We start from the raw sequence: 12,384 nt of genomic DNA on the forward strand, positions 1-12,384 counted from the left end.
CAGGCAGATCAGGCCGACTTATGGCTGCACTACTTCAACTCGGTCGCGGCCACCCTGCTTGGCCGCGTACACCCCGGCATCGGCGCGCAGCAGCAGCGCATCGGCGCCCTCCCCCGGGTGCCAGGCAGCCACGCCGAAGCTTGCCGTGACCTCGCCGACCCCGTTGATCACCAGACTGCGTACACCCTGCCACAGCTCCAGCGCCAGGGTGCGCGCCTGCGCGATATCGCTACCTGGGCACAGCACCATGAACTCCTCGCCGCCGAGCCGGCAGAACACGTCCGTACGGCGCAGACGATGGCTGATGTGCTGGCACAGGCTGCGCAGGACATCGTCACCTACCGCATGCCCGTGCTGATCGTTGATGCGCTTGAAGTGATCGACATCAAGCATGATCACCGCCAGCTCCAGGCCATCACGCGCGGCGCGATCAAGCTCGATCTTCAGCCGCTCCTGGAAGTAGCGGCGGTTGTGAATACCGGTCAACACGTCGGTAATCGATAGCGCGCGCAGCTCGTGCTCGACCCGCTTGGGCTCGGAAACGTCGGTCAGATAGCCATGCCACAAAGTGCAGCCCGCCTCGCCCAGTTCAGGCGTGGCCTCACCGCGTACCCAGCGCAGACCGGCCTGCGGCAGAATCACCCGATACTCTTCGCGCCACGGGGCAAGATGCTCTGCCGAGTAACGGATCGAGCGCAGCACCCGCTCCAGGTCATCAGGATGAATCCGCTCGGTAATCAGCGCCGCATCCTCGCGCAGCTGATGCAAGTCGATCTCGTAGATGTCGAACAAGCCCTGGCTAGCGTAGGGGAAACATGTATGTCCAGACGCATCCAGACGGTATTGATAGATGCCTCCGGGCACTTCAGCACTGAGTTTCTCCAGCAGCCGATCACGCACCGCCAGTGCTTCATGCACGCGGCGCCGTTCGGTGACATCAATGCAGATTGCCAGGTAGCCGACCCAACGGCTGTGCTCATCGAGCACCGGGCTGACCAGCATGGTCGCCAGCAGCTGGCTGCCATCGCTACGTTGCAGGGTCCATTCGCCAGGCTGGTTGTCCGCGGCCTGCGCCGCATCGGCAAAGATTGCCTGAGCGCAGCTGATGTCGCGGCCGTGCTGCTGGCTCAGGGCCTGGGCGCGCTGGTGCAACTCGTCCGCCTGAATCAGCGCGGGCAGATCAAGCCGGCCGACCACTTCGCTGGCGGCATAACCCAGCATGCGCTCGGCGCCAGCATTGAAGGTGATGATCCGGCCCTTGAGGTCAGTGGCGATAATCGCCACCTGAGTTGCCGCATCGAGCACGCTGCGCAGTTGGTTATGGGTGCCCCTGAGGGACTGCTCACTGATGCGCAATTCGGCCGTGCGCTGCTCGACCAGCTTCAATGCGCGCTGGCGCTGGCTGAGCACGCTGTACAGCAAAGCGCCGAGCAGCAGGCTCAGCAGCGCCCCAAGTAGCGCCACCGCCGGCACAAACGATGAACGATTGGCGTGCACGAAGCTTTGGCTGGGACGAATCAGCATCTGATAGGGATACCCAGCCAGCTGCAGTTGACGGGCACTGCTCATTGCCAGCGGCGCTGCCGGGTTGAGCGACTGGTACAGCAGGTTTTGCCCGCTGCCATCGCTGATGCGCACCACCAGGTCGTCGTCCGTTGCAGCTGACACGCCCTCGCTGACCAAGCGCTGCAAGTCGAGCAGGACAATCACATAGCCACTGGGTACACCGTCACCTGCAACATTGGCGAAGACTGGAGCAAGCATCATCAGCACTACCGCCGCCGGCTGCTCTGGCAGCTGCCATGGGGCGGACACCGCCATGCTGCCTGGGGTAGTCGCGCGCACCAAAGTGCTTTGCACGCGTCTCAGGTTGAACAGCTCCAGGGCAGAAGGCAGCCCGGGCAGATTGGAAGTTTGCACAAAGCGTATGGGGTAGGCGTGGCCGCGCAATGCCAAGGGCTGTACCTGCGCCTGGCCGCCAGCATCACTGGACGCATCGTGGACAGCCAGTTCGGCACTCGCCCCCCACCTGGCGGTGGCAACGGCGGGCGCCCAGGCGTAGGCCAAAGTGCGCTGCAACAGCGGTTTGACGTAACCCTGAAATTCGCCTGCGGTGACATTATCGGAATAACTGAAAAAGCGCCGCAGGCTATCCAGGCGCTGTTGCTGGTCTGCCAGGCGTTCGGCAATGCGGCTGTAGCGGTCTGCGGCCAGCAGCTCGAAGCGCTGGCGCAGTTGCTGTTTGGAGAAGCTGTACGCGGCGGTCGTCAGCGCCGCCGTGAACAAAGCGCCGCTGATTACCGCCAGCAGCGCCAACGCCCAGGCCGGTAATGCCTGATAGAGCAGGCCAAACACATTCGCACGCACCTTCGACATAGAGCGATCTCGTCACGTCAGCGTCCTGCGAATTGTTCAGCCCTGACTATTTATAGCTATTGGCCACTAGCGGCGCAACTCCGACATTACCCAGTGCTACTTCAGCGCAGCTGCAAGCGCCAGGCACGGTGGATCTTGCTGTTGCGAGCAAAGTCCGGATCAACCGTCTGCGCGCTTATTTCTTCCACGGCATACCGCGCGCTCACGCTCTCGTCGAGCTGGAACTTGCGGAAGTTGTTGGAGAAATACAGCACACCGCCAGGCGCCAACCGGGCCAGGGCCAGGTCAAGCAACTGCACGTGGTCGCGCTGCACGTCGAACACCCCTTCCATGCGCTTGGAATTGGAGAACGTCGGCGGGTCGATGAAGATCAGGTCGTAGCTCTCGCGGCAGCTCTCCAGCCAGGCCATGACGTCACCCTGCTCCAGGCGATGGCGATCGGAGTAGCCATTGAGCGAGAGGTTGCGCCGCGCCCAGTCCAGGTAGGTCTTGGACAGGTCGACGCTGGTGGTCTCGCGTGCGCCGCCCTTGGCCGCATGCACAGTCGCCGTGGCGGTGTAGCAGAACAGGTTGAGAAAACGCTTGCCGGCCGCCTCGCGCTGGATGCGCATGCGCATCGGGCGGTGATCGAGGAACAGCCCGGTGTCGAGATAGTCGGTCAGGTTGACCAGCAACTTGACGCCGCCTTCGCTGACTTCCTGGAAACGCCCTTCAGTCGCTTGACGCTCATACTGGCGAGTACCGCTCTGACGCTGACGGCGCTTGAGCACAATACGCTGCTGATCGATGCCCAGTGCCTGCGGGATCGCTGCAAGCACATCGAGCAGACGCCCTTGGGCCTTTTCTGGATCGATGGTACGCGGGGCGGCGTACTCCTGAACGTGCACCCAATCCTGGTAGAGGTCGATCGCCACAGCGTATTCGGGCATGTCGGCGTCATACAGGCGGTAGCAGTCGATCTGTTCGCGGCGGGCCCACTTGCCCAGCTGCTTGAGGTTCTTCTGCAAGCGGTTGGCAAACATCTGCGCACCTTCGGAAAGGCGCGCCGGCTCATTGACGACTGCTACCGGGCGATCGCTTTCAGCTTCCTTGGCCTCGACAGAACGACGCTCGCCGGAGACACCCGTGACGAACTGATCAGGCTGGATCTTGAACAGCAGCAGTTTGCACGGCAACGCGCCGTTCCAGAACGCGTATTGTTTGTGGCTGCGCACACCCATACGCTTGCCCAGTTCAGGCGCGCCGGTGAACACCGCCGCCTCCCAGCCCAGACACGCCTGGCGCAGACGCTCGCCCAGGTTCTGGTAGAGGTAGAGCAAACTGGCCTCGTCGCCCAGACGCTCGCCGTAAGGCGGGTTGCTAATGACCAGACCTTTCTGGTTCTGGTCCGGACGCGGTTCAAACGTGCCGACCTCACCCTGGTAGATCTTGATCCAGTCGCTCAGGCCGGCCCGTTCGACGTTGTTGCGACCCGGCTGAATCAGCCGTGGGTCGGCTTCGTAACCGCGAATCCACAGCGGCGGCTTGGCCAGGCCGGCTTCGGCGCGCTGGGTTGCTTCGTCATGAACCTTGCGCCACAACGCCGGCACGTGGCCAAGCCAGGCGCTGAAGCCCCAACGCTCGCGCTTGAGGTTGGGCGCAATATCGGCGGCGATCATCGCGGCCTCGACGAGGAAGGTACCGACACCGCACATCGGGTCAGCCAGCGCGCCGCCTTCGGCAGCAATGCGCGGCCAGCCGGAACGAATCAGCACCGCTGCGGCGAGGTTTTCCTTGAGCGGCGCGGCGCCCTGCTGCAGGCGATAGCCGCGCTGGTGCAGGCTGTGCCCAGAGAGGTCGAGCGAGAGGATCGCTTCACCACGATCCAGGCGCAGGTGCACACGCATGTCCGGATTCAGCTTGTCGACTGACGGGCGCAGGCCGTCTTTGTCGCGCAGCTTGTCGACGATGGCATCCTTGACCTTCAGCGCACCAAAGTGGGTGTTGTCGATGCCCGAACCATGCCCGCTGAACTCCACGGCCAGCGAGCCATCGGCGAGCAGATGATCCTGCCATTCGACGGCATTGACGCCGTCGTAGAGGTCATCGGCATTTTTCATCGCAAAGCGTTTGAGCACCAGCAGTACGCGGTTGCCCAAGCGGGACCATAGGCACAAGCGGTAGGCGGTTTCCATGTCGGCCTCGCCACGAATGGCCGAGGTGTGCTCACGCACGTCCTCAAGGCCGAGGCCTCGGGCCTCATCGGCAAGCAGGCCTTCAAGGCCCTTGGGGCAGGTGAGGTAAAGTTCGAAACGGTCCGACATGAGTATTCCAGTGCCTATGGCTATTTGAGTGACGGGACGACGCATCGTCCGTCAGGGTTTTCCCGAGCGCCCTTTTCAGGCGCTCGGGTGGCCTTGCGTGATTCGCGAAGGCCTGGCCGCCCGACAATTGTGCATGCACCCAAGGGTGAAAGCAGCCTTTGATCGTCGAGCAGTACGAAAAATTCTTGCGCCAGGTCATTAAAATGACCCTTCGTCGCATTTCAAATTAATTCAGCCGTTTTTTGACGACGCTGGCTAAATAGCGGCCAGTGCGGCTAAACCCCGATCACAGCGGGCATTTGCTCAAACAAGGTTGAGTCGCATTTATTTACTTATCACTTCACCTACAGAAACGTTACGTCCTTATGACAAAACGATCATTCACACTGTGACTTTCATTGGTTAGAACTGATCACAGGCCGCTTCGCAACGAAACGGCACTTCAAGCTCGCCACGCCGGCAGCGAGCGCAAACCGGCAGAAAGATTCTGCCCGGCCTCTGTGAGGCCGACGGGACATTACAGTCAACAAGTGAGGGCAACACCCTATGAGAAGACTTAAGCGTGATCCGTTGGAAAGAGCATATTCACGTGGCTACCAGTATGGGGTCACCGGCAAATCTCGCGAACTTTGCCCTTTCACCCTAGCATCCGTACGTCAGGCCTGGATAAACGGCTGGCGGGAGGGTCGCGGAGATAACTGGGACGGCATGACCGGCACTGCTGGCATCCATAGACTCAACGAAAATCACGCCGTTGGCTGATCAGGGAATCTGAATTCGAGTCACCATGCACGCCCCATCCGGGCGGCGGGCTACGGCCCAGGGGCCCCTTAAAGGGGCCCTTTTTTATACCCGCTGATCAGCCCCGTGGCATTGCTGCAATGGCATCGACTGCTTCGCGAATCAGCGCCGGGCCCTTGTAGATGAAGCCCGAATAGATCTGTACCAAGCTGGCACCGGCAGCGATTTTCTCAGCTGCGTGACGGCCTTCGGTGATCCCACCTGCGGCGATGATCGGCATCCGCCCGGCCAACTCCCCTGCCAGCACCTTGACCGTATGGGTACTTTTGGCCAGCACTGGCGCACCCGACAGGCCACCGGCTTCAGCACCATACGGCAGGCTCTCGACGCCTTCACGGGACAGCGTGGTATTGGTTGCGATCACTGCATCCATGCCCGACTCCAGCAGCGCCGCAGCTACCAGCGCGGTTTCTTCGTCGGTCATGTCCGGGGCAATCTTGATCGCCAGCGGCACACGCTTGGCATACTCAGTGGCAAGCTGCTCGCGGCGCACCGCAAGCGCATCCAGCAACTGCTTGAGCGAGTCACCGAACTGCAGCGAGCGCAGGCCCGGGGTATTCGGCGAGCTGACATTGACGGTGATGTAGCTGGCGTCGTTGTAGACCTTCTCCAGGCCAATCAGGTAATCGTCCACCGCGCGCTCGACCGGCGTGTCGAAGTTCTTGCCGATGTTGATCCCCAGCACGCCATCGAAGCGCGAGGCACGCACCCGCTCCAGCAGATGATCGACGCCCAGGTTGTTGAAGCCCATGCGGTTGATGATCGCCGTTGCCTCAGGCAGACGAAACAGCCGCGGCTTGGGGTTGCCCGGCTGCGGGCGTGGCGTCACGGTACCGATTTCGACAAAGCCGAAGCCCAGCTGGGCAAAGCCATCGATGGCCGCGCCGTTCTTGTCCAGACCCGCCGCCAGCCCGACCGGGTTGGCGAAGTTCAAGCCCATCACCGTTACTGGCGATGGCGCCGGCTGCTTGCATAGCAAGCCATTGAGCCCCAGCCGGCCACCGGCTCCAATCAGGTCCAGGGACAGGTCGTGGGAGGTTTCCGGAGAAAGCTTGAACAGCAGCTGGCGGGCCAGGTTATACATGGGCGGGCAAGACTCGGGGATGAGTGAGGCGGCGATTATAGCCAGCACGCCGCTGGCGCGACAGGCCTTTGCTGACCGTCTGGCATATGCCTTGCTTCAACAGCAGGCAAAGCCTACTCGGTACAGGCGAGGATTTTTGTGAATACAGCTCCCCACGCAACACCTCTGGCCTGGGTCAACGGTAGTGACGCGCCGGAAAAACCCAGCCTCGATATCGGTTTCATGCCCCTTACCGACTGCGCTTCGGTAGTGGTAGCCGCCACTCAGGGCTTCGCCCAGCAGCAAGGCCTGACCCTCAACCTCAAGCGCCAGGCCTCCTGGGCCGGCATGCGCGACAAGCTGGTCAGTGGCGAGCTGGATGCAGGGCATTGCCTGTATGGCCTGATCTACGCCGTGCACCTGGGCATCGGCGGCAGCGCCCGCCGCGATATGGCCGTGCTGATGGGCCTGAACCAGAACGCCCAGGCTATCAACCTGTCCCCCGCCCTGCAGCGCAAAGGCGTGACCAGCCCTGAAGCACTGGCAAAACTGGTGCACCAATCAGGGGCGAAGCTGACCTTTGCCCAGACATTTCCTACCGGCACCCACGCCATGTGGTTGTATTACTGGCTGGCCAGCCAGGGCATTCATCCGCTGCATGACGTCGCCAGCGTCGTGGTGCCGCCCGCGCAAATGGTCGCCCATGTACAGGCCGGTCGCATCGATGGCTTTTGCGTCGGCGAACCCTGGTCAGCCCAGGCGGTGGCCGAGGGCCAGGGTTTTACCCTCGCCACCAGCCAGTCGATCTGGCCGGACCACCCGGAAAAGGTCCTTGGCTGCGCGCGAGCGTTCGTCGAGCGGTACCCCAACAGCGCCCGTGCACTGATCAAGGCGATATTGGCCGCCAGCCAGTTTATCGAGCAGAGCCAGGAGAATCGCCGTAGCACGGCTCATCTACTGAGCGGCAGTGCCTACCTGGATACCGCAGTGGCGACGATTGAACCGCGCCTGCTCGGCGACTATCAGGACGGGCTGGGCAATCACTGGCAGGACCCCCACGCACTGCGCTTTCATGACCAGGGCCGGGCCAACCAGCCCTATCTGTCCGATGGCATGTGGTTCATGACCCAGTTCCGCCGTTGGGGTTTGCTGCGCGAAGACCCCGACTACCTGGCGGTTGCCAACCAGGTGCAGCAGCTAGCCCTGTATCGCGCCGCTGCCGCTGAGCTCGGCTTGCCAGGCGACGTATCAGCGATGCGCAGCAGCCTGTTGATCGACGGCATCCGCTGGGATGGCAGCGACCCGCATGGCTACGCCCGCAGTTTTCACCTGCACGCCATGACACCGGCGCCTAGCGCCCATCTCGCTCGGTGAAGGGGCTGAACATGCTACGGATCCTGTTGATCGACGACACAGAGAAAAAAGTCGGCCGGCTCAAGCTGGCACTGATCGAGGCCGGCTTCGAGGTCATCGAGGCCACGGGCCTGACCATCGACCTGCCTGCCTGCGTCGAAACGGTGCGCCCGGACGTGGTCTTGATCGATACCGAGTCACCGGGGCGTGATGTCATGGAGCAGGTGGTGCTGGTCAGCCGCGATCTGCCGCGGCCGATTGTCCTGTTCACCGACGAACACGACCCGGATGTGATGCGCCAAGCGATCCACGCCGGGGTCAGTGCCTACATCGTCGAGGGCATTCAGAGCAGCCGCCTGCAGCCGATTCTGGATGTAGCGATAGCCCGCTTCGAGAGCGACCAGGCGCTCAAGGCTCAGCTGTTGGCGCGCGACCAGCAACTGGCCGAGCGCAAGCGTGTGGAGCATGCCAAGGGCTTGCTGATGAAGATGAAGGACTGCAATGAAGAGCAGGCCTACACCCTCATGCGCCGCCAGGCCATGAGCAAGCAGCAGAAGCTCATCCAGGTGGCGGAGCAGATCATCGCCATGCACGAGTTGCTCGGCTGAAGCGGAGCCGCCTAAGGGGTTGGCCCGGCTTTTGCTCTGCAATGACTACAGGTAGCCAACGGCGGTTGCCACAGTTTCCGACAAAGACGTCGCTCACCCCTCCATCAAGATGGATCGGGTAGCGGCGTCTTTCTCGTTCCAGCCCGGCACAGCCTGGGCATGACAACCGTTGCAAGCCGCGTGAGGTGTTCGATGAATACGAGCTTCTGGAAATCCGGGCATGTGCCTACCCTGTTTGCTGCATTCCTGTATTTCGACCTGAGTTTCATGGTCTGGTACCTGCTCGGCCCGATGGCGGTGCAGATTGCCACCGACCTGCAGCTGACCCCACAAGAGCGCGGCCTGATGGTCGCCACGCCCATCCTGGCCGGCGCCCTGCTACGCTTTGGCATGGGTCTGCTGGTCGATCGTCTGTCGCCCAAAACCGCTGGACTGATGGGCCAGGTGGTGGTGATCGTGGCGTTGGCCTGCGCCTGGCACTGGGGCGTGCACAGCTACGAACAGGCCTTGCTGCTGGGAGTATTTCTCGGATTTGCCGGCGCTTCGTTCGCCGTGTCACTGCCGCTGGCCTCGCAGTGGTACCCGCCGCAGCATCAGGGCAAAGCGATGGGCATCGCTGGCGCAGGCAACTCCGGCACCGTCTTCGCGGCGCTGCTGGCGCCGGCCCTGGCCGCAGCCTATGGCTGGAACAACGTGTTCGGCTTCGCCCTGATCCCGCTGCTGCTGACCCTGCTGGTGTTTGCCCTGCTGGCCCGCAACGCGCCGCAACGACCAAAACGCAAAGCCATGGCCGACTACTTCAAGGCGCTTGGTGATCGCGACAGCTGGTGGTTCATGTTCTTCTACAGCGTCACCTTCGGCGGCTTCATTGGCCTGGCCAGCGCCCTGCCGGGCTACTTCAGCGACCAATATGGCCTGAACCCGATCACTGCCGGCTACTACACCGCGGCCTGCGTGTTTGGCGGCAGCATGATGCGCCCGCTGGGCGGCGCTCTGGCCGACCGCTTTGGCGGCATTCGCACCCTGCTCGGCATGTATGGCGTAGCTGCGGTATGTATCGCCGCGGTCGGCTTCAACCTGCCTAGCGCCACCGCTGCGCTGGCTCTTTTCGTCAGCGCCATGCTTGGCCTGGGCGCTGGCAATGGCGCGGTGTTTCAGCTGGTGCCGCAGCGCTTTCGCCAGGAAATCGGGGTAATGACTGGCTTGATCGGCATGGCCGGCGGCATCGGTGGCTTCCTCTTGGCCGCAGGGCTAGGCATGATCAAGCAGCACACCGGCGACTACCAGTTAGGTCTGTGGCTGTTCGCAAGCCTGGGCCTGCTGGCCTGGTTTGGCCTGCATGGGGTCAAACTACGCTGGCGCACCACCTGGGGCTCGGCTGCGGTTACCGCAGCGCGGGTATAGGGCAAACCCATGAGCCTGCAATTGCGCTTTGCCCAAGCCAGCGCCACCGGTCCGCGCAGCGAGAACCAGGACGCTCTGCGGCTGGTGACACCGGCGCCGGAATTGGCAGCGAGCAAAGGCTATCTGGTCGCACTGGCCGACGGCGTCAGTCAGTGCGCCGATGGCGGCTTGGCCGCGCGAGCCAGCCTGCAGGCGTTGGCGCTGGACTACTACGCCACGCCGGCCACCTGGCCGGTCGCGCAGGCGCTGGATCGCCTGCTGCTGGCGCAAAACCGCTGGCTGCGCGCCCAAGGCAGCGGCCAGCCGCTGCTGACTACCCTCACTGCACTGGTCCTGCGCGGGCGGCGCTTCACCCTCGCCCACGTCGGTGACTGCCGCGCCTATCGCTGGGATCAGGGCCGCTTGCTGTGCCTGAGCGAAGACCATGTCTGGGATCAGCCGGGCATGCAGCATGTCCTCAAGCGCGCGCTGGGCCTGGACCAGCATCTGTTGGTGGACTATCTGGACGGTGAGCTGGTTGCCGGCGAAACTCTGCTGCTGCTCAGCGATGGTGTCTGGGCCTGCCTTGGCGAGCAAGCGATTGCCGCCATCCTCAAAGATCAACCTGACCTGCAGAACGCCGCCGACATCTTGGTCGCTAGCGCCCATCATGCCGGTAGCCAGGACAACGCCAGTGCCGTGCTGGTGCAGGTCGAACAGCTCGGCCCGAGCAACTTCAGCGACACCCTGGCGCAACTGCAGCAATGGCCAGTGCCCGGGCCGCTGCGCCCCGGGCAAGCCATCGATGGCTGGCAGGTCGATGCTCAGTTAGCCCGCAGCCGCCAGTCGCTGCTGTATCGGGTGCATGACAGCCAGGGCCAGGCGTGGCTGCTCAAGACCCTGCCCGGCGTCGCCGAAGCAGATCCGGGCGCCGCTCAGCGCTTGCTGCAGGAAGAATGGTTTCTGCGGCGGGTGGCCGGTCGGCACTTCCCTGAGGTGCATGCGGCCAATCACCGTCAGCATGTGTACTACCTGATGCGCGAATACCCGGGCCAGACCCTCAGCGCCCTGTACAACGTGCAAGGCCCGCTACCCCTGGCGCAGTGGCTGGAAATCGCCCGTCAGCTGCTGCAGGCAGTCGGCGTGCTGCACCGGCGCAACCTGCTGCATCGGGATATCAAGCCCGAGAATCTGCACCTGGGCACAGACGGCCAGTTGCGCCTGCTCGACTTCGGTCTGGCCTATTGCCCAGGGCTTTCTGAAGACGCCCCCCATGACCTGCCCGGTACGCCGTCGTTCATTGCCCCGGAGGCGTTCGACGGGCAACCGCCGCAGGCGCGCCAGGACCTCTATGCCACGGGTGTAACACTTTACTACCTGCTCACCGGGCACTACCCCTACGGTGAAATCGAGGCCTTCCAACGGCCGCGCTTCACCCACCTGGTCAGCCCCGGCCGTTATCGCCCGGACCTGCCTGAATGGCTGCAACGCAATTTGGAGCAAGCCGTCGCGGCCGATTCCCGGCAACGTTTCGAAACCGCCGAGCAATGGCTGCTGTTGCTCGAGCGTGGCGACCGCCAGGAACTGAGCGAGCGGCCACGGCCATTGCTGGAGCGCGAGCCGCTCAAGGTCTGGCAGACGCTTGCCGTGCTGTCTCTGCTGTTCAACCTGATATTGCTGTTCAGCCTGTTCAAGGGCTGAGCGCGCTGCTTGATGAGGAACATCTGATGAATGCAAAAATCTGGTTGGTTGGTGCCGGCCCCGGCGACCCTGAACTGCTTACGCTGAAAGCGGTGCGGGCCTTGCGCGAGGCGCAGGTGGTGATGATCGATGACCTGGTCAATCCGGCTGTGCTTGAGCATTGTCCAGGGGCACGGGTGATTGCCGTGGGCAAACGCGGCGGTTGTCGCTCGACGCCGCAAGCGTTCATTCAGCGCCTGATGTTGCGCCATGCCCGCCAGGGGCGCTGCGTGGTGCGCCTGAAAGGCGGCGACCCATGCATCTTTGGCCGTGGCGGCGAAGAAGCATTGTGGCTGCAGCAGCGCGGTATCGAGGTGGAGTTGGTCAACGGCATCACCGCTGGACTGGCCGGTGCCACTCAGTGCGGCATCCCCCTCACCCTGCGCGGGGTCAGCCGTGGCGTGACCTTGGTGACAGCACATACCCAGGATGACAGCGAGCTGAACTGGGCGGGCCTGACCCAGGGCGGCACCACCTTGGTGGTGTACATGGGCGTTGCTCGGCTGGGGGACATTCGCCGGGGTTTGCTCGAGGCCGGCATGGCGGCAGACACGCCCGTCGCCATGATCGAAAACGCGTCGCTACCGAGCCAGCGCGAGTGCCGCAGTACGCTGCTGGAGATGGCCATGGATGCGACCGCCTTCGCCCTGCGCAGCCCAGCAGTGCTGGTGATAGGCGAAGTGGCGCGGCAAGGCGCGGTGGTCGAACTGGTGACCGCAGCCGTAGGCGTTGCCTGAACACAGCGCAGCGGATTTTT

At 63.1% G+C, this 12,384-nt stretch carries 9 protein-coding genes; 6 read left to right on the plus strand and 3 right to left on the minus strand.

The window, feature by feature from the left end:
* Nucleotides 1–18: 18 nt before the first annotated feature.
* Together HU736_RS09365 and rlmKL are read right to left on the minus strand one after the other, a co-directional pair.
* The gene (locus HU736_RS09365; protein ID WP_186699623.1) at nucleotides 19–2,376 is read right to left on the minus strand and encodes a diguanylate cyclase; all 2,358 of its coding nucleotides are present in this window, start codon (nucleotides 2,374–2,376) and stop codon (nucleotides 19–21) included.
* 101 nt (nucleotides 2,377–2,477) lie between these two features.
* Nucleotides 2,478–4,679 (minus strand): bifunctional 23S rRNA (guanine(2069)-N(7))-methyltransferase RlmK/23S rRNA (guanine(2445)-N(2))-methyltransferase RlmL, encoded by a 2,202-nt coding sequence (gene rlmKL / locus HU736_RS09370; protein ID WP_103438063.1) that lies wholly within the window; start codon nucleotides 4,677–4,679, stop codon nucleotides 2,478–2,480.
* 546 nt (nucleotides 4,680–5,225) lie between these two features.
* Between rlmKL and rmf the strand changes: the two genes are divergently transcribed.
* Nucleotides 5,226–5,441 carry a ribosome modulation factor gene (gene rmf / locus HU736_RS09375; protein ID WP_101321305.1) on the plus strand — a complete coding sequence of 72 codons (216 nt, stop codon included), beginning with the start codon at nucleotides 5,226–5,228 and terminating at the stop codon, nucleotides 5,439–5,441.
* Between the two features lie 97 nt (nucleotides 5,442–5,538).
* On the opposite strand, the gene HU736_RS09380 is transcribed toward rmf, so the two are convergent.
* Nucleotides 5,539–6,564 (minus strand): quinone-dependent dihydroorotate dehydrogenase, encoded by a 1,026-nt coding sequence (locus HU736_RS09380; protein ID WP_101321307.1) that lies wholly within the window; start codon nucleotides 6,562–6,564, stop codon nucleotides 5,539–5,541.
* A 138-nt stretch (nucleotides 6,565–6,702) separates the two neighbouring features.
* On the opposite strand from HU736_RS09380, the gene HU736_RS09385 reads away from it, so the two are divergent.
* The 5 genes from HU736_RS09385 to cobA all read left to right on the plus strand — a co-directional run bounded on the left by HU736_RS09385 (nucleotide 6,703) and on the right by cobA (nucleotide 12,364).
* Nucleotides 6,703–7,917: a CmpA/NrtA family ABC transporter substrate-binding protein gene (locus HU736_RS09385; protein WP_186699625.1), complete on the plus strand. Its 1,215-nt coding sequence runs from the start codon at nucleotides 6,703–6,705 to the stop codon at nucleotides 7,915–7,917.
* Between the two features lie 11 nt (nucleotides 7,918–7,928).
* A complete protein-coding gene (locus HU736_RS09390; protein WP_103438824.1) occupies nucleotides 7,929–8,504 on the plus strand; it encodes an ANTAR domain-containing response regulator in 576 nt (191 codons plus the stop codon).
* 192 nt (nucleotides 8,505–8,696) lie between these two features.
* Nucleotides 8,697–9,908 (plus strand): nitrate/nitrite transporter, encoded by a 1,212-nt coding sequence (locus tag HU736_RS09395; protein WP_101321311.1) that lies wholly within the window; start codon nucleotides 8,697–8,699, stop codon nucleotides 9,906–9,908.
* A gap of 9 nt (nucleotides 9,909–9,917) precedes the next feature.
* Nucleotides 9,918–11,588: a bifunctional protein-serine/threonine kinase/phosphatase gene (locus HU736_RS09400; RefSeq protein ID WP_186699627.1), complete on the plus strand. Its 1,671-nt coding sequence runs from the start codon at nucleotides 9,918–9,920 to the stop codon at nucleotides 11,586–11,588.
* 26 nt (nucleotides 11,589–11,614) lie between these two features.
* Complete coding sequence (cobA, locus tag HU736_RS09405) at nucleotides 11,615–12,364, plus strand: uroporphyrinogen-III C-methyltransferase (RefSeq protein WP_186699629.1); 750 nt, start codon at nucleotides 11,615–11,617, stop codon at nucleotides 12,362–12,364.
* The last annotated feature ends 20 nt before the right edge of the window (nucleotides 12,365–12,384 follow it).

The organism is Pseudomonas shirazensis, from assembly GCF_014268785.2.
GTDB classification, from domain to species: Bacteria; Pseudomonadota; Gammaproteobacteria; order Pseudomonadales; family Pseudomonadaceae; genus Aquipseudomonas; species Aquipseudomonas shirazensis.